This window comes from Paenarthrobacter sp. PAE-2, assembly GCF_026013155.1.
Classification (GTDB): Bacteria; Actinomycetota; Actinomycetes; order Actinomycetales; family Micrococcaceae; genus Arthrobacter; species Arthrobacter ureafaciens.
Genome location: NZ_JAPDNV010000024.1, coordinates 34744 through 53010 on the forward strand (window position 1 = coordinate 34744; position 18267 = coordinate 53010).

The window sequence follows — 18267 nt, forward strand, 5'->3', positions numbered from 1 at the left end:
GCGGGCCTTTGCCTTTTCCGGCAAGATGGACTCCATGACTTCTCTTCCGGACCAGGAAAACCACGACGACGGCAACCGCCTCCACGGCGAATACAAAGTTCCCGGCGGGAAGCTGGTGGTGGTGGATCTGGCGCTCAGGGAAGGCAGGTTCGCCGATGTATCCCTGAGCGGCGACTTCTTCCTTGAACCGGATGAGGCCCTTGAGGACATCAATGCAGCCCTGACCGGATTGCCTGAAACGATGCCTGCCGGGGAAATCGCGGCAGCCATCACCGCCGGCCTTCCTGACGGAACGGTGCTGTTCGGTTTTTCCGCCGACGCCGTCGCCGTTGCCGTCCGCCGGGCACTGTCCAAGGCCACCGCGTGGTCCGACCATGAGTGGGAGGTCATACCGCCGACTGTGCTGCCCACCCACGTCAACGTCGCCCTTGACGAGGTACTCACCGAAGAGGTCGCTGCCGGACGCCGCAATCCCACCCTGCGCTTCTGGGACTGGGAAGAACCGTCAGTGGTGATCGGCAGTTTCCAGTCGCTGCGCAATGAAGTGGACCCGGAAGGCGTTGCGAAGCACGGCATTACCGTGGTCCGTCGCATCAGCGGCGGGGGAGCGATGTTCATGGAAGCGGGCAACTGCATCACCTACTCCCTTTACCTTCCCCAGACCCTGGTGGATGGCATCAGCTTCGCCGACTCCTACGCCTTCCTGGACTCATGGGTCATGGCTGCCCTGGAAAAACTCGGAATCACCGCGTTCTACGTTCCGCTCAACGACATCGCCACCGAACAGGGCAAGATTGGCGGGGCAGCGCAAAAGCGGCTCGCCAACGGGGGCATGCTCCACCACGTCACCATGAGCTATGACATTGACGCCGACAAGATGGTGGAAGTCCTCCGGATCGGCAAGGAAAAGCTCTCGGACAAGGGGACCCGCAGCGCCAAGAAGCGCGTGGACCCCTTGCGCCGCCAAACCGGCCTCGCCCGCGCAGCGATCATCGATGCCATGCAGGAAGTGTTCACGGAACGCTACGGCGCCACGGAGTCGCAGTTGTCCGCCCATGAACTCAACGAGGCAGGCAAACGTGTCGACGCGAAATTCGGAACCAGTGCCTGGATGAACCGCGTGCCCTAAGCGGTGTGAACGTGGCCGGTTGCCTGTGCCGTCAGGGCCCGCAGCAGGTGGCTCCTTTGCTCAGTGATGATGCGACGGAGGGCACGGGGCGCCTGCTTGTGCTCGTGCAGCCAATGGTCGGTCCTGGTGAGTACGGGGTGCCCGGCCGGCCTGGTGCCTGGAGTCAGGTCCTGCGCACCGGGGTAGAGGCCGCGGACAATACGACCGGCGATCTCGATGCTGCGCTCTTGCCACACTCGTTCGAGGTTCTCGAAGTACGGTTCGATGTAAGGCTCAAGAAGCTCGCGCGGGGCGAGGGTGAACCCGCTGATGGTTGCCCCGAGGATTTCGTTCGACAAGTCGGTACCGTGGACCACCGCTTCCCAGACTGATGCTTTGACGCCGGCAATCGGCCGGGCCGCCAGGGCCAGCGCCCTGCCCGCGTGTCCGGAGGCAGTGTTGTCCTTGGCGAGCTCGGCGTCCAGTTGCTGTTCCGTTGCCTCTCCGTTGGCCGCGAGGGCCTGCCACAGGCTCCATCGGAGTTCGGCGTCCACGGACAAACCCTCCACCACGGTGCTGCCCTCAAGGAGGGCCCGCACCAACGTCAGTTGGCTGGCGCCGCCGCGGGAAACCTCGGCCAACGTCCTGGCCCAGGCCAATTGCTGGTCCGAGCCGGGGGCCGCCACCATCAGCTGACGTGCAGCCACGCCCAGGAACTGCTCCCGGATGTAGCTCCTGCTCACGGCAGGCACGTAGCGGTCCACGGCGAGGGCTGCGTTGCCGAGGACGTTCAGAAGCACGCCGATGCCGTTTTCCCCCGGTGCGAACTGCTCCACGGCAGCGATGTAGGAAGCAGCAGGTGTTACACCGTCACGGGCAGAATCCCAGAGGGCCGTCCAGCAGAGTGCGCGCGCCATCGGATCCTGAATCCTGTTAAGGGCCCTCCTGACCGTCTGCTCCGATCCCGCGTCAAGACGTACTTTGGCGTAGCTGAGATCGTCGTCGTTGACCAGCAACAACGCAGGCCGACGTTTGCCCGCCAGTTCGGGAACCAACGTGCGGGGACCGGCAACGTCAATCTCGAAGCTTTCGGTGCGCACCAGCGCGCCCGCCTCATCCGCCTCATAGAGACCCAGGCGCATGCGGTGGGGCCGCAACGCCTGGTCGCCGGTCAAGGGGTCGACCGCATCCTGCTGCAGCGTTACCGCCCCGAGGACGCCGTCGTCTTCCACGATCTCTGCGGTGATGGTGGAAATACCGGAGGTCTGCAACCACTGGCGGGCCCACACCGTGAGGTCACGCCCGGACGCCGTACTCAACGCTTCCAGCAGATCCTGGAGCGAGGTGTTCCCGTATTCGTGCTTGCGGAAGTATGAGCGGGAACCTTCCACAAAGGCATCGAATCCCACGTAAGCCACGAGCTGCTTCAGGACTGAAGCTCCCTTGGCGTAGGTGATGCCGTCAAAGTTCTGCTTCGCCGCCTCCAGGTCCGGAATGTCCGCAACGATGGGATGCGTTGTGGGCAGCTGGTCCTGGACGTAGGCCCACGCCTTCCGCTTGCTGGCAAAGTTGATCCACGCGGTGTCCCAGTCGGTTGCCCTGTCAACGCCGAGCGTGCCCATGAAGTCGGCAAAGGATTCCTTCAGCCAGAGATCATCCCACCACGTCATGGTCACCAGGTCGCCAAACCACATGTGGGCCATCTCGTGCATGAGGGTGTTAGCCCGCGCCTGGTACTGCGCGTCGGTTGCCCGGGAGCTGTAGACGTATTTCTCCGTGAATGTCACCAGCCCGGGGTTCTCCATGGCACCAAGGTTGTATTCGGGAACGAAGGCTTGGTCGTACTTACCCCACGGATAGGGGTAGTCGAAGAGCCGGTTGAAGAACTCCAGGCCGCTCTTGGTGAGCTTGAACAGCTCGTCCGTGTCGAAGGAGTCCCGCATGGACGCGCGGCAATACAGTGCCAGCGGCACCTCGAGCCGGGTGCCGTCGTCGAGCGTTGCTTCCCAGCGGTCCGTTGCCTTGAAGTACGGTCCGGCAAGCACCGTAGTGATGTACGTGGACATAGGTTTGGTGGCGGCAAAGTCCCACAGGGTCACGCCGTCGTCCTCAAGCGGAGTGCCGGCCGATACGGCGCCGTTGGAGGCAACCTCCCAGCTGGAGGGGGCGATCACATGGAAGGTGAAGGAGGCCTTGAGGTCGGGCTGCTCGAAGTTAGCGAAGACGCGCCTGCTGTCAGCCGGCTCGTATTGGGTGTAGAGGTAGCACTGGCCGTCTGCGGGATCGAAGAACCGGTGCATGCCCTCGCCGGAGCGGCTATACAGGGCTATCCCGGTGACAGTGACCTCATTCCGCTCGGCCAGGTCCTCAAGAAGGATCCTGTCCCGGTCAACAACGGCGTTGACGTCCAGGGAGCGGCCGTTGAGGACCACCGACTGCACTCCACCGCTGATGAAGTCCAGGAAAGTCGCGGACCCGGGCGCGGCGGTGAAGGTGATGGTGCTGGTGCTTGGATAACCTTCGACGGCGGGATCGGCCGCCTCGCGGACGTCCAAGGTGACGTCGTAGCTGTGGGTGGTAATCAGGGCTGAACGGGCAGCGGCTTCGTCGCGTGAGAGGTTGTGATTCGACACACAGCTATCTAATCATGATCCGTGCGGCCGCCCGGCCCGCCGGAAGGCCCGGAAACCCGCGACACGAAGGGCCCGAAATGCGCTCGACCCAAAAAGGTGATTGTCTAATTCCCATGTCTGACCTCTTCCAGGATTATTCGGAGGCCGCTGCGCGCAGCGGTGCCTACGACGAGATGTTTACCAGCGGGCACGTTGCCCGGAAATCCTACGGTCAGGTAGCCGGCGCCCTCCGGGAACTTTCCTTGGCCGACGTCACCGCCCGGGCCGACTCGATGGCCCGCAGCTTCCTGGACCGCGGCGTCACGTTCGACTACGCGGGGGAGGAACGGCCATTCCCGCTCGACATCGTTCCCCGCGTGATCCCGGCTGACGAGTGGGACGTGCTGGAACGTGGAGTCGCCCAGCGGGTCAAGGCGCTGGAAGCTTTCCTGAACGATGTCTACGGCCGCATGTCGGTGGTCGCCGACGGCGTCATTCCGCGCCAACTCGTGACCACCAGCGCCCACTTCCACCGGGCCGTCCACGGTTTCGAGCCCGCAGGCGGGGTCCGCGTGCACGTCTCGGGCATCGACGTCGTCCGTGACGCCGCCGGCACCTTCCGCGTCCTTGAGGACAATGTCCGCGTGCCGTCGGGCGTCAGCTACGTCCTGGAGAACCGCCAGGCCATGGCCAAGGGCCTGCCCGAAGCGTTCGGGCAGCAGCACATCCGGCCGGTGGAGGAGTATCCGCGCAGGCTGTTGTCCGCGCTCCGCAAGACCGCCCCCGCCGGAGTCGATGACCCGACCGTTGTTGTACTGACCCCCGGCGTCTTCAACAGCGCCTACTTTGAGCACACCCTCCTGGCCGGGCTCATGGGCGTCGAACTCGTGGAGGGCCGGGACCTGATCTGCCGTGGAAACCGCGTTTACATGCGGACCACGGCTGGTGAGCAGCGCGTTGACGTCATCTACAAGCGCATCGACGACGACTTCCTGGACCCGCTGCAGTTCCGCTCCGATTCGATGCTCGGTTGCCCCGGCCTGGTGAACGCAGCGCGGGCAGGGGGAGTGACCATAGCCAACGCCGTCGGCAACGGCGTCGCCGACGACAAGCTCGTGTACAGTTACGTCCCTGACCTGATCCGTTACTACCTCCACGAAGAGCCCGTGATTGCCAACGTTGACACGTTCCGGCTCGAGGAAAAGGAAGCAAGGGAATACGTCCTGGACCGCTTGGACGAACTGGTGGTCAAACCCGTTGACGGTTCCGGAGGCAAGGGCCTGGTGATCGGTCCCGATGCGTCCAAGGAGGAACTTGATGCCCTGCGCAAGCGTGTGATCGAGGACCCCCGCGGGTGGATCGCCCAGCCGGTCCTGCAACTGTCCACGGTGCCGACGTTGTCCGGGGACAAGTTCGGGCCCCGCCACGTGGACCTGCGTCCGTTTGCCGTCAACGACGGCGACGACGTCTGGGTCCTGCCCGGGGGACTGACCCGGGTGGCCCTTAAGGAAGGATCGCTGATCGTCAATTCCAGCCAGGGCGGAGGCTCCAAGGACACCTGGGTCCTTGCCGACTCGCCGCAGTTGCCGGCGGAAATCATCCCCCGCCAGTCGGTGACTGTGCGCGAACAGGTATCCGTATGGCCGGTTGAAAGCAATTGGCGGGACCGCCAAACGGAACAACAGCAGTGATCCCGGCCATGTCCGACCATTCCCCAGAACTTCGATATGCACCATGCGAAGGAGGCACAGCCCCATGCTGAGCCGTATTGCCGAATCACTTTTCTGGATCGGCCGCTACGTCGAGCGGGCCGACGGGACCGCAAGGATCCTGGATGTCCACCTCGAGCGGCTTAACCACCTTCCCTTGGAGGAACAGCGCAGCGTTGCGCGGGACCTCCTGGCCGTCATGGGTGCCAAGCCGCAAAATGACGACTTCGGGCTTCCCGAGCTGCTGCACGCCCTCGCCTACGACAAGCAGAGCGCTTCTTCGATCGCCGGGTCGCTCGGTGCCGCCAGGGAGAATGCCAGGAGGGCCAGGGAAACTGTCTCCCAGTCCCTGTGGGAAAGCCTCAACACCACCTACTACGGGCTCAACCAGCACCGCAAGGACGTGGTGGGCACCTACCGCTTCTGCAACTGGGTACTTGAACGTACTGCCATGGTCCGGGGCCTGGCGGACACCACGGTGAGCCACGATGAAAGCTGGCTCTTCATGGTCCTCGGGCGGTCCTTGGAACGGGCGGACATGACCGCCCGCATGCTGTCGACGCGTGATGTCCAGTCCGCAGGGATGTCCTGGGTGAACATGCTGCGGTGCGCCGGAGCGTACGAGTCCTTCATCCGCACCCGACGGGCTGCCTTCGGAGACCAGCATGCTGCCGAGTTCCTGCTGCTGGACCGCCTCTTCCCGCGCTCCATCGTCTATGCGCTCCGCGATGCCGACGAGTGCCTCGCCAAGCTGGACCCCTCGGCGCAACGCGTGGGCTTCATCAATGACGCTCGCCGGATCGTCGGCCAGGCCCGTACCTTCCTGGAGTTCCACCGCACCGATGACCTCATGTCCGAACTTCCGGAGCACATGGAGCGTGTGCAAAAGGCAGTCACCCAGGCTTCGGACGCCATTTCCCGTAAGTACTTCAATCAGGCTGACGAACACGCCTGGGTGGGAGAAGTTTCATGACCCGGCTGAGCATCGTCCACAAGACGGCCTACAAGTACAACCGCCGCGTGACGCTGAGCTACAACGAGGCCCGGATGACGCCGCTGACGGACAGCCAGCAGGTGGTCCTGGAATCGTCCCTGAAGGTTTCTCCTGCCCACGCTTCGGTCAGCACCTACCGGGATTATTGGGGTACGCGTGTCACGGCCTTCGATATGCAGGTCCCGCACGAAAGCCTCGAAGTCCTTGCCACCGCTACCGTGGAAGTGCACCGGAGCGAACGCCTGCCCAGCGACGACCATATTGTTGGCTGGGACGAGATCCGTTCGGCAAAGATCCAGGACGAGTTCAGCGACTGGCTGCCCCAATCCAGGCTGACAGGACCGGGCACGGAAGTGCTGGGCATCATTCCCGGCGTCGTGGAGGGCCTCAATCCGCACGAGGCAGCCATGGCTGTGTTCGCGTGGATGGCGGGTGAGATGACCTATATGAAGGGCACCACCGGAGTCACCACCAATGCTGAACAGGCTTGGGAACAGCGCCAAGGCGTGTGCCAGGACCTCGCCCACCTGGCCATCGGTGCGTTGCGGAGTTGCGGCATACCCGCCCGCTACGTCTCCGGCTACATCCACCCCAGATCCTCGGCAGCCATCGGCGAGACCGTCGCCGGGCAGTCCCACGCCTGGCTGGAATGGTGGGACGGCGAATGGCGCAGCTGGGACCCCACCAACCACAAGCCGGCGGGCGACTACCATGTGACCGTCGCCAAGGGCCGCGACTACCGGGACGTCCCGCCGCTCAAAGGCATCCTCTCCGGAGGCGGCGGGTCCGCATTGTCCGTCTCGGTGGAGATCACGCGCCTGGCGTAAGTGGTATCACCAGGGGGAGGGCTTGTAGTCCTTGAGGAAGACGCCGTACTGGTCCTCTCCCTGCTCGCCCATGACGATGGGATCGTAGACGCGGGCTGCGCCGTCGACGAGGTCCAGGGGAGCGTGGAAGCCTTCCTCCATGAGCCTGACCTTGGTGTAATGCGGCCGTTCGTCCGTGATCCAGCCGGTATCGACGGCGGTCATCAGGATGCCGTCGGTGTCCAGCATTTCCTGGGCGCTGGTGCGGGTCATCATGTTCAAGGCAGCCTTGGCCATATTGGTATGCGGATGGCCCGGACCCTTGTAAGCACGGGAGAACTGGCCCTCCATGGCTGAAACGTTCACGATGTACTTCCGGCGGGCGGTGGAGCGCTTCATGGCGCCGCGCAGCCGGCTGACCAGGAGGAAGGGCGCCGTGACGTTGCACAACTGGACTTCGAGCATCTCCAGGGGGTCTACCTCGTCCACCACCTGGGTCCAGCTATTGATGGAGGCGAGGTCCGGAACCAGGCCTCCGGCGTCGATGGCCGTCCCCGACTCGATCCGCTGCAGGGAAGCCGAGCCGGTAGAAAGTGCCAAAGACGTAATGGCGTCGCCCGCCAGGACCGGGTGCTCAGTAACGCTGCTCGCCAAAGCAAGCGGATGCTTGTCATGCGCGTGCCCGAACGTGACGAGTTCCGGCCCGCCGTTCGCCGCCTCGAGTGCGGCAGGCAACGGCTCATCCTCGGCATCAACCAGGGGCTTGTAGGCATTGCCCGAACGGCGCACGGTCTGGGCGGCATTGTTGATGATGATGTCCAGGGGACCGGCCTCGTTCAGCGAGTCGGTCAGGGCCATGACCTGGGCCGGGTCCCGGAGGTCGATGCCCACGATCTTCAGCCGGTGCAGCCACTCGGCGCTGTCTTCCATGGCGGCAAAGCGACGGGCGGCGTCCTTGGGAAAACGCGTGGTGATGGTGGTGTGGGCTCCATCGCGGAGCAACCTCAGGGCGATGTACATGCCGATCTTCGCGCGCCCACCGGTGAGCAGTGCGCGGCGTCCCGTGAGGTCGGTCCTGGCGTCCCGCTTGCTGTGGCTGAAGGCAGCGCAATCAGGGCAGAGCTGGTGGTAGAAGGCGTCAACCTGCGTGTAGTGCTGCTTGCAGATGTAGCAGGGACGCGAACGGATGAGGTGGCCCGCGATCTCGCCCGTAGCGGAGGGGGCCAGCTTGTTGCCCCGGGTCTCGTCGTCGATCCGGTCCGGCGCTGCCGTGGCCGTCAGGGCAATCACTGCCTTGTCGGCTTCGGCGATCTGGTCCCTCTTGGTGACACGGCGGTGGCGCTTGACTGCCTTGAACATCTTGCCGGTGGCACGACGCACGGCTACGTAATCAGGGTGTTCCTCGTCATAGGCGTGGATGGTGCTTAAAACCTTGAGGCAGGCCTGGATCTCCTCAGGCGTCAGATCGGTGGAGCTCATTGACCTGATTTTACAGCCTTGGGACCCTTGGGCCTGCCTCCGGTTCCGTCATGCCGGTGCGGGTGACTAGCTGGATGCGCCTTGTGATGCGGGGTCGATCACGCGGGCTTGAACGCTTGCCACGACCTTCTCCGCCGAATCGCGGATGACGGGATCGTCCTGGGTGGCGGCCTTGAGCGCTTCCGGAAGGCTCCGGCGGTACTCGGAGGACAATGCCAGTTCCGCTTCGTCAGGTTCGGGAACAATTTGCCCCTTGGCCAGCACGGTAATGCCGGACTCCGTGACTTTGTAGCCGCGGGCCCGGTCAAGTGCCGGGTCGAGGCCGATGGCTGCGCCGGCAGGCACCTTGACGTTCTTGTCCAGGATGGCCCGCTTGATGACGGCTCCTTCACCGACCCGGACCTTGTCCATCAGCACCGAATCCTGGATGCGGCTGCCGGCCTCGACGAAGACGTCGTTGGACAACACGGACCCCTCCACGATGCCGCCGGAGATCACGACGCCGCTGGCCACGATTGAATCGAGGGCGGTCCCGACGGTGCTGTTTCCGCCGCGAACAAACTTGGCCGGCGGGGAAATGCTCTGCCGCGTGTAGATCGGCCACTCGGAGTTGTACAGATTGAAGATGGGGACGGGGGAGATGAGGTCCATATGGGCGTCGTAGAACGAGTCGATGGTGCCCACGTCGCGCCAATAGGTACGGTCACGGTCGGTGGCTCCGGGGATGTCATTGAGCGTGAAGTCGTAGACTCCGGCTTGGCCCTTGTCCACGAAGTAGGGAATGATGTCCCCGCCCATGTCGTGCTTGGTGTCCAGGCGCTCCGCATCCACGTGGAGCGCCTCCACCAGTGCATCGGCGTCGAAGACGTAGTTGCCCATCGACGCCAGGAACTGGGTTGGATCAGCGGCCAGGCCGGGAGTGCTGGCGGGCTTCTCCACGAAGGCGGCGATCTTTTGGGGATCGTCCTGGTCGACTTCGATCACGCCGAACTGGTTGGCCATGTTCAGTGGCTGGCGGACGGCAGCCACCGTGGCCTTCGCACCGCTCGCGATGTGCTGTTCCACCATCTGCGAGAAGTCCATGCGGTACACGTGATCGGCGCCGACCACCACCACGATGTCCGGCGCATCGTCATGGATGAGGTTCAGGGATTGGTAAATGGCGTTGGCACTGCCCAGGAACCAGCTCTTGCCGACGCGTTGCTGAGCCGGCACCGAGGCGACGTAGCGGCCCAACTGCGTGGACATGCGCCAGGTCTCCGAAATATGGCGGTCCAGGCTGTGCGATTTGTACTGGGTTAACACAACGATTTTCAAATATCCGGAATTGACCAGATTGGATAATGCAAAGTCAATCAGCCGGTACCCCCCGGCAAACGGCACGGCTGGCTTGGCCCGATCCGCCGTCAACGGCATCAGGCGGTTGCCTTCGCCGCCCGCCAGCACGATAGCCAATACTTTCTTCAACGCCATGGTCACAGCTCCCCGTACGACTTCGTAGCCCCCAAAAGTCCGATTTTCCGGACCCTTTCACACTAGAACACATACGCCGGAACGACTACGTTGGTTAGCGTGCGTATAGACATTGTGACTAAAGAATTCCCTCCGGAAATTTATGGTGGTGCCGGAGTCCACGTAGCCGAACTGAGCCGGGTGCTTGCAAAGCACGTTGATCTCCACGTCCGCGCCTTTGGTGCGCCGCGTGATGCCGATTACCACGGGGCTACCGTCGACTCCTACTCAACCCCGGAGGATCTGGGCGATGCGAACCCCGCTGTCCAGACTCTCGGCGTGGACCTGCGGATAGTGCCGGACATCGCTGGAGCGGACCTGGTCCATTCGCACACGTGGTACGCCAACATGGCCGGCCACCTGGCTTCGCTGTTGCACGGAATCCCGCATGTGCTGAGCGCGCACAGCCTTGAGCCGCTGCGCCCTTGGAAGGCCGAGCAGCTCGGTGGCGGCTACGCCCTGTCCTCCTGGGTGGAAAAGACCGCCTACGAGGCAGCAGCGGCGATCATCGCCGTGTCCGAAGGCATGCGTCAGGACATCCTGCGCAGCTACCCCAACGTGGATCCCGGCAAGGTGCGGGTTGTCCACAACGGAATCGACGTCTCCCTGTGGGAGCGGGACGAAAAAGAGGACGCAGTCCGGGCGTTGGGGATCGATCCCGGCAAGCCAAGCGTCGTTTTCGTGGGCCGCAACACGCGCCAGAAGGGCGTGCCCTACCTCCTGCGTGCAGCGTCCAGCCTGCCCGAGGATGTCCAGCTGGTCCTCTGCCTGGGTGCTGCGGACACTCCTGAACTGGCCGCCGAAACAGCACAACTGATCGAGGAACTCCAGTCCAAGCGCGACGGCGTCATCCTGATCGAGCGAATGCTGCCCCGCCATGAGCTGATCCAGGTCCTGAGCCACGCCACTGCCTTCGCCTGTCCGTCCATCTACGAGCCGTTGGGAATCGTCAACCTGGAAGCCATGGCGTGCGGGGCGGCAGTGGTTGCCAGTGCCACCGGTGGCATTCCCGAGGTTGTCCAGCACGGGGAGACCGGCCTCCTGGTCGAGCTCGAGCAGGTCACCGACGGCACGGGAACGCCGCTCGATCCGGAGAAGTTCGTAGCGGACTTCGCCGCCGCGCTCAACCAGGTTGTCTCCGACCCTGCCCGGGCCCGGGAAATGGGCGCTGCCGGACGGCGCCGGGCGGAGGAGCACTTCTCCTGGGAATCGATCACCGAAACCACCCTTGAGGTCTACCGCTCGGTCCTTTCCTAAGCTCCGGAGTCCACGGAACAAACGCACGACGGCGCCGCCCCCAAAAATCGGGAACGGCGCCGTCGAGCGCTTAAGGCGTTTGTAACGGACGCCTAGCGGGACTTGCCTGCCTTGATCGCAAGCAGCGTCTTCTCGTCCGCCGGGGCACTGCCGCTGGCGCGCTGCTGGCGGAAGTAGGTCCGCGCTTCATCCTGGCGAGTCGCTTCGGCTCCGGTGGCAATGGCTGCCCGAAGGTGCTCCGGGCCGTAGCCGAAGGCGTCCACGAGGTCCAGTGCGTGCGGCCGGATCTTGACCAACAGCCGGTTGATGTAAGTGCCAACCGTGCGCCCCCGCTGCATCGAGAGCCGCCCGTTCATGAGGTACCAGGAGAGGTGCTTCTCGATCAGGGACAACCCGAACAAGTCGCGAAGCCGGGTCAGCACTTCCTTGGTTCCCGCATCATCGACTTTGGCCAATGCCTCCGTGAAGGCTTCCCATTGCAGGAGCTCTGCGTGGGCCTGGGCGGCTTCAATCAGCTCATTCTGGTGCTGGTTGAACAGTGCCGCCGCCTGGTGCTGCGGGAGCTTGCCGGCGCCCTTGAGGGCAGCGCCGACTTCGGCCACCATGGACTGGACCCGGTCCGTCAGCAGGGTGCGCTGCCCTTCTTCATCGCGCAGTGCCAAGGCCGACTTCTGGACCGAACCCGAATCCGCCACGAACTGCGCGACCTGCCGCAGGCCTGTCCGGTGCAAGGCCACGCCCGCAGCTTGGTCCACGACGTACCGGGCCAGGACGCCAAAGTTGGCGCCACGGAACTCCTTGGCGTAATCGGCCAGGAGGCGCTTGGCCACCAGTTGCAGCAAGACGGTGTTGTCGCCCTCAAAGGTGACGTAGACATCCAGGTCTGCCCGCAAGGAAGCGAAACGGTTTTCGATCAGGAAGCCGGCTCCGCCACAGGCCTCACGGCATTCCTGGAGTGTGTCCAGGGCGTGCCAGGTGCTCAACGGCTTCAGGGCCGCGGCCAGGGTTTCCAGGTCCTGCCGGTCGGCGTCGGTGTCGTATGCTCCGGAAAAAACGTCGTCGAACTTCTGCAACAGTTGTTCGTGCGCGAAACTTGCCGCATAGGTGGTGGCCAGGCGGGTGAACAACCGGCGCTGGTGACGCTGATAGTCCAGCAGCACCTCTTCCTCGGTGGGTGATGTCGCGTTGAACTGGCGACGTTCGGCGGCGTAGTGGATGGCCGATTGCAGGGCCACCTTGCTGGCCGCAACGGCAGCACCGTCCAGTGATACGCGTCCCTGGACGAGGGTGCCGAGCATCGTAAAGAACCGGCGGCCGGGGCTCTCGATGGTGGAGGAGTAGGTTCCATCGACGGCGACATCACCGTAACGGTTCAGCAGGTTGGTGCGGGGGATCCGGACGTTGGTGAAGTGGAGGCGTCCGTTGTCGATGCCGTTCAACCCGCCCTTGATGCCGTCGTCCTCGCCGCCAATGCCCGGAAGGAAGTCACCCGTTGCCGGATCGCGCAAGTCCACGTAGAAGGCGTGCACGCCGTGGTTGACCTTCCGGGTGATGAGCTGGGCGAAGACGACGGCGGCCAGGCCGTCGTTGGCGGCGTTGCCGATGTAGTCCTTCCACGCGGCCCGGAAGGGCGTGTCGATAACGAATTCCTGGGTCTCTTCGTCATAAGTGGCCGTTGTGGCAATGCTGGCGACGTCGGACCCATGCCCGGTTTCGGTCATGGCGAAGCATCCGGGAATTTCGAGGCTCATGATTCCGGGGAGCCACTTGTCATGGTGCTCCCTGGTTCCGAGGTGCATCACGGCGGAACCGAACAGGCCCCACTGCACGCCCGCCTTGATTTGGAGCGAGGGGTCGGCTGTGACGAGTTCCTCGAAGCCGGCGATGTTGCCCCCGTGATCATCCGACCCACCCAGGCGGGAAGGGAACGCACGATGTACGGCGTTGTTGTCCACGAGGTACTTCAATTGCCCAAAGACACGGCTTCGATGCTCCGTATGCGTCAGTCCCTCGACCTTCTGCACCACTTCACGGCCGGCCAGGTCCCGTGCATGCCGGCGGATGTCCGCCCATCGTCCAAGAAGCTGCTCTCCCAGGGCTGCAACGTCTACCCGGGGTTCGACGGCGACCTTGGCGCCATCCGCCGCCGCGGTTGTACTACCGGGCGATGCAGGTGATGATGCGCGGTCCACTACTTCTGTCATGGTTCTTCCTTCTGTGAGTCCGGGACAACTAATGCGTCATTGCTGGTGTCAGGTGGTGGCGAGCATCGGAGCGATGCCCAGGCAAAGCCAGTCGGTGATGTTGGCGGCCATGGTGGCCTGGTTGGGCTTCGTGTCGCTGGCCGGGCTTCCCAGCCACATTTCGCCGGCGTTCCGGACCAGGCCAATAGCCGCGGTGGGCCAGTACTCGATCAGCGCTCCCTTGTCCTCGCCCAAGTACTGGCGCATCGGAGTCGCGATCATCTCAGTGACTTGCTCGAAGAAGTTGCCCAAAGCCCCGGACGCTGCGATCGCATCCTGGGCCGACGCTTCCCCTGGAGTCAGCCGGGTAATGAAGGCATAGACGTTGGGGCTTGATTCAGCCATCTGCAGGTAGGCGGAAACCATGGCAAAGAGACCCTCGCGCGGGGTCTGGGCAGACTGGGCAGCTTCCTTCATGCGCCGCTGCATCTGGCCGAGGACCACCTCGCCCATGGCCTGCTGCAACCCCGCTTTGTCCCCGAAATACCGGTAGAACACGGATTTCGACGTTCCGGCAGCTCCGGCGATGTCCTCCATGGAGGCATCGCTGCCCAAGGCATGGACGGCCTTGCGGGCGGCTTTGATGAGGTCCCGCCGACGCTCTTCTCGGTGCGTGTGCCAGCGGGCAGCCCTGCCGTCGATGGCGCCGGCAGGATCTTCCGACGGGCCGACACGGGAATCTGCTGGGGAGATGTTCACGATACCCAGCGTATCAGGTACGCTGGGTATCAGTAACTAGCCCCTTTGCCGAAGGAGACAACCATGGCTGCAACCGACCGCCTTGCCGATGCCGCACGTGATGTACAGACGGTCCGGCCCGCCGTGATCGTGGGCGGAAACCGGATACCCTTCGCCCGCAGCGGCGGGGCCTACGTGAAGTCCTCCAACCAGGACATGCTCACCTCCGCACTGGATGGCCTGATTGCACGGTTCGGCCTTCAGGAGGAGCGGATCGGCGAAGTTGCCGCAGGAGCCGTACTCAAGCACTCGCGGGACTTCAACCTCACCCGCGAGGCGGTGCTTGGCTCCGCCCTGTCGCCGGAAACACCGGCCTATGATCTGCAACAGGCCTGCGCCACCGGCCTCGAAACGGTCCTCGGCCTGGCCAACAAGATCAAGCTGGGACAGCTGGACTCGGCGATCGCCGGGGGCGTCGATTCCGCGTCTGACGCACCGATCGCCGTCAGCGAAGGACTCCGGGAAATCCTCCTGGACCTCAGCCGCGCCAAGACCCCAATCCAGAGACTGCGCCTCCTCGGAAAGATCCGCCCCAAGGACCTCGCGCCCGACGCTCCTTCCACGGGGGAGCCGCGGACGGGCCTTTCCATGGGGGAGCACCAGGCCCTGACCACCGCCCAGTGGAAGATCTCCCGTGAAGCGCAGGACGAACTGGCCTTCAACAGCCACCGCAACCTGGCAGCGGCCTACGAACGCGGCTTCTTCGACGACCTCATCACCCCGTACCGGGGACTCAGCCGCGATTCCAACCTGCGTCCTGACACCAGCCTCGACAAGCTCGCCTCCCTGAAGCCCGTCTTTGGGAAGAACCTCGGCTCCGAAGCCACCATGACCGCCGGCAACTCCACGCCGCTGACCGACGGTGCCTCCACCGTGCTGCTGGCCAGCGAAGAATGGGCAGACAACCATGGGCTACCCAAGCTCGCCACAGTGCTTGACGGCGAGGCTGCCGCCGTCGACTTCGTGCACGGCAAGGACGGCCTGCTCATGGCCCCGGTGTTCGCCGTCCCGCGGCTCCTGGCCCGCCATGGCCTGACCTTCGAAGACATCGACTTCTTCGAAATTCACGAGGCCTTCGCCGGCACGGTCCTCAGCACACTCGCAGCTTGGGAGGATGAGGAGTTCTGCAGGACGCGCCTCGGCCTCGAGGGCGCGCTTGGCAAGGTGGACCGGGCGAAACTCAACGTCAACGGTTCATCATTGGCCGCAGGTCACCCGTTCGCCGCGACGGGCGGCCGGATTGTGGCCTCCCTGGCCAAGCAGCTGCACGGGACCGGCAAGGTTGACGGCAGGCCAGCCCGCGGACTGATTTCCGTCTGCGCGGCCGGCGGCCAGGGTGTCGTCGCCATTTTGGAAGCAGCGTAGGGGGAACCGTGACGGACAAATACACTCAGCTCGTCAACAGCGGCATCGGCCGGGATGTTGCCAAGCGGCTCGGCCTGCCCCAGCCGGCCATCCTGCGCCGGTACCACCCTGGAGATCCGCTCATCACCGGCCCCGTGCTGGTCAACGGCGACAGTGTAGGCGCCGACGACCTCGCCACCACGCTCCTGGGATGGGGGCTGGATGTGCGGCGGAACGCGCTTCCCAAGGAAAAGCTGGGAGCCATCATCGTCGTCCTTGATGCAGTGCAACACCCCGAGGACCTGGGCAAGCCGGTGCTGAGCGTCGGAACGTCCTTGCGGGACCTGGCTCCGAACGGCCGCGTCATCACTGTCTCCCGGACTCCGCGGACGGCGCCCACGCCGGCCTCTTCCGCCGCCCGTCAGGGAATCGATGGCTTCCTCCGTTCCTTGGCAAAGGAACTACGGAACGGCGCCACGGGCAACGGCATCCTGCTGGGCGAAGAGCTGGCTACCACCAGCCCGTCAGCGTTGGGCGCCGTACGGTTCTTTCTCTCCGGACGTTCCGCCTACGTCGATGGGCAGTTCCTCACGATTTCTTCGCCGACCGGAAAGCTGCCAAGCAGCATGGATAAGCCGCTGGCGGGCAAGGTCGCGGTGGTTACAGGCGCGGCACGGGGGATCGGGGCGGCCATCGCTGCAACGCTGCACCGTGACGGCGCCACGGTAGTCGCTGTGGACATCCCCGCCGCGGGCGACCACTTGGCGGCAGTGGCCAACGGGATCCACGGCACGGCCCTGCAGCTGGACATCAGCCGAAGCGATGCCGGCCAACGCATGATCGAGCACGCCGTCGAACGCCACGGGAAGCTGGACATCGTGGTGCACAACGCGGGCATCACCCGCGACCGGCTGCTGGCGAACATGGACCCGGGGCGTTGGCAATCGGTCATCAACGTCAACATCGCCGCACAGTTGAAGATCAACGAGGCACTGCTGGCCTCCGACCACTTCAAGGACTCACCCCGCATCATCTCCGTTTCTTCGACCAGCGGCATCGCCGGCAACAGGGGCCAGACCAACTACGGCGCCTCCAAGGGCGGCGTCATCGGTATGGTCAGGGCCACAGCGCCCTTGATGGAACCTTTCGGCGGAACCATCAATGCCGTGGCTCCCGGATTCATCGAAACCGAGATGACTGCACGGATGCCGATGGCAGTACGCGAAGCTGCCCGCCGGCTGAACTCCCTGAAGCAGGGCGGCAAACCGCAGGATGTTGCCGAAGCCATAGCATTCCTCGCCAGCGATTCAGCCGGCGGTATCTCCGGGGAAGTACTCCGCGTCTGCGGGCAGCAGCTGGTGGGCGCATGACCCAGACGCAGCCCATCATCCTTGGCGATCTTCCCTCGCTGTCCAAGTTGTACGTCAACGCCGCTGCGACAGCAGCCCGCCGGCGCGTCCTGGGATCAATGCCCGAAGGGAAACTCCCTGAAGTCAGCCACGAAGTGCGGGCAGTCGTGCCCGACGTCGCGAACCTCACGGCGTACCAGCACCTGTTAGGGGAGACGGCCAGTGACGTCCTCCCAGCCGGGTTTGTCCATGCTTTGGCGTTCCCGGTGGCCATGAGCGTGATGAACCGGGAAGATTTTCCCCTTCCGCTGCTGGGCATGATCCATGTGCGGAACCGGATCGAGCAGTTGAGCCCCATCCACTTCCAGGACGCACTGGACATCCGCGCCTGGACGGAAAACCTGTCCGGTCACCGGGTGGGAACGCAGGTGGACGTCGTTGCCGAGGTCCGCTCCAGCGGGTCGGGCTCCTTGCTGTGGCGGGGCGTTTCCACCTACCTGTCCAAGGGAGTCTTCCTGCCGGGAATCGACAAGCCGGGCAGTCCCAACGGCGCCGCCAAGCCGGATTTCTCTCCGCCGTTCCCCACCGCGCTGTGGCAGCTCGGCGTGGACACCGGCCGTAATTACGCAGCCGTTTCCGGCGACTTCAACCCGATTCATCTCAGCGCACTGTCAGCCAAAGCCCTGGGCCTTCGCGGTTCGATTGCCCATGGCATGTACCTGGCATCGCGTGCGTTGGCAGACGTCGGTTCCGTGAAAGCAGAGGCGTTTGTTTGGGAGGTGGCCTTCGAGGCACCCGTCTTCCTGCCCGGCCGCGTGGCGTTGGACATCTCCACTGTGCAGACCGAATCAGGGGCGTGGCAGCGTTCGGACTATGTGGCGTGGAATCCGCGCAGTGGCCGCCGGCACTTTACCGGTTCCGTGGCTGCCCTCAACTGACGCAAGAACATACGACGGCGGCAATCACCACGGGTGCTTGCCGCCGTCACCGGCCACCATGGCTGCCGCAAGGGATCAGGAACAAAGAAGGCCCGGAATCCGTGGATTCCGGGCCTTGCCTTGGTGCGCGGAGGGGGACTTGAACCCCCACCCCCTTTCGAGGACTAGCACCTCAAGC

13 protein-coding genes are annotated in these 18267 nt (G+C 64.2%); 8 read left to right on the forward strand and 5 right to left on the reverse strand.

The window, feature by feature from the left end; all coding sequences use genetic code 11:
* Positions 1-34 precede the first annotated feature (34 nt).
* A complete protein-coding gene (locus OCL88_RS14625) occupies positions 35-1129 on the forward strand; it encodes a biotin/lipoate A/B protein ligase family protein (RefSeq protein ID WP_410868183.1) in 1095 nt (364 codons plus the stop codon).
* Here the strand turns inward: OCL88_RS14625 and pepN are convergent.
* Positions 1126-3741, reverse strand: coding sequence for an aminopeptidase N (gene pepN, locus OCL88_RS14630; protein ID WP_264962977.1), 2616 nt, complete (start codon positions 3739-3741; stop codon positions 1126-1128). The two genes, OCL88_RS14625 and pepN, sit on opposite strands and share 4 nt — an antisense overlap.
* Positions 3742-3854: 113 nt before the next feature.
* On the opposite strand from pepN, the gene OCL88_RS14635 reads away from it, so the two are divergent.
* The 3 genes from OCL88_RS14635 to OCL88_RS14645 all read left to right on the forward strand — a co-directional run bounded on the left by OCL88_RS14635 (position 3855) and on the right by OCL88_RS14645 (position 7250).
* On the forward strand, positions 3855-5411 hold the full coding sequence (locus tag OCL88_RS14635; RefSeq protein ID WP_264962978.1) for a circularly permuted type 2 ATP-grasp protein: 1557 nt from the start codon (positions 3855-3857) through the stop codon (positions 5409-5411).
* Between the two features lie 64 nt (positions 5412-5475).
* Positions 5476-6402, forward strand: coding sequence for an alpha-E domain-containing protein (locus OCL88_RS14640; protein ID WP_021470451.1), 927 nt, complete (start codon positions 5476-5478; stop codon positions 6400-6402).
* A complete protein-coding gene (locus OCL88_RS14645) occupies positions 6399-7250 on the forward strand; it encodes a transglutaminase family protein (RefSeq protein ID WP_193591355.1) in 852 nt (283 codons plus the stop codon). Before OCL88_RS14640 ends, OCL88_RS14645 begins: the two co-directional genes overlap by 4 nt.
* 6 nt (positions 7251-7256) lie before the next feature.
* Here OCL88_RS14645 and OCL88_RS14650 read toward each other — a convergent pair whose 3' ends face one another.
* Both OCL88_RS14650 and glgC read right to left on the reverse strand, forming a co-directional pair.
* Entirely contained in the window at positions 7257-8708 is a 1452-nt protein-coding gene (locus OCL88_RS14650; RefSeq protein ID WP_264962979.1) for an SDR family NAD(P)-dependent oxidoreductase, read from the reverse strand.
* Positions 8709-8774: 66 nt separating this feature from the next.
* Positions 8775-10187 carry a glucose-1-phosphate adenylyltransferase gene (glgC, locus tag OCL88_RS14655; protein WP_170828541.1) on the reverse strand — a complete coding sequence of 471 codons (1413 nt, stop codon included), beginning with the start codon at positions 10185-10187 and terminating at the stop codon, positions 8775-8777.
* 93 nt (positions 10188-10280) lie between these two features.
* On the opposite strand from glgC, the gene glgA reads away from it, so the two are divergent.
* Positions 10281-11477 (forward strand): glycogen synthase, encoded by a 1197-nt coding sequence (glgA, locus tag OCL88_RS14660; protein ID WP_062096864.1) that lies wholly within the window; start codon positions 10281-10283, stop codon positions 11475-11477.
* 92 nt (positions 11478-11569) lie between these two features.
* Here the strand turns inward: glgA and OCL88_RS14665 are convergent, their stop codons facing one another.
* Both OCL88_RS14665 and OCL88_RS14670 read right to left on the reverse strand, forming a co-directional pair.
* Positions 11570-13681, reverse strand: coding sequence for an acyl-CoA dehydrogenase family protein (locus OCL88_RS14665; RefSeq protein WP_264962980.1), 2112 nt, complete (start codon positions 13679-13681; stop codon positions 11570-11572).
* 48 nt (positions 13682-13729) lie between these two features.
* On the reverse strand, positions 13730-14419 hold the full coding sequence (locus OCL88_RS14670; protein WP_264962981.1) for a TetR/AcrR family transcriptional regulator: 690 nt from the start codon (positions 14417-14419) through the stop codon (positions 13730-13732).
* A gap of 63 nt (positions 14420-14482) precedes the next feature.
* Here OCL88_RS14670 and OCL88_RS14675 point away from each other — a divergent pair, with 63 nt between their 5' ends.
* Genes OCL88_RS14675 through OCL88_RS14685 form a run of 3 tightly spaced genes read left to right on the forward strand, consistent with a single transcriptional unit; the run spans position 14483 to position 18089 of the window.
* Positions 14483-15823, forward strand: a complete 1341-nt coding sequence (locus OCL88_RS14675; RefSeq protein ID WP_264962982.1) for an acetyl-CoA C-acetyltransferase — start codon at positions 14483-14485, stop codon at positions 15821-15823.
* 8 nt (positions 15824-15831) lie between these two features.
* Positions 15832-17172 (forward strand): 3-oxoacyl-ACP reductase, encoded by a 1341-nt coding sequence (locus tag OCL88_RS14680; RefSeq protein ID WP_264962983.1) that lies wholly within the window; start codon positions 15832-15834, stop codon positions 17170-17172.
* Positions 17169-18089 carry a MaoC family dehydratase gene (locus tag OCL88_RS14685; protein ID WP_264962984.1) on the forward strand — a complete coding sequence of 307 codons (921 nt, stop codon included), beginning with the start codon at positions 17169-17171 and terminating at the stop codon, positions 18087-18089. Before OCL88_RS14680 ends, OCL88_RS14685 begins: the two co-directional genes overlap by 4 nt.
* Positions 18090-18267 lie beyond the last annotated feature (178 nt).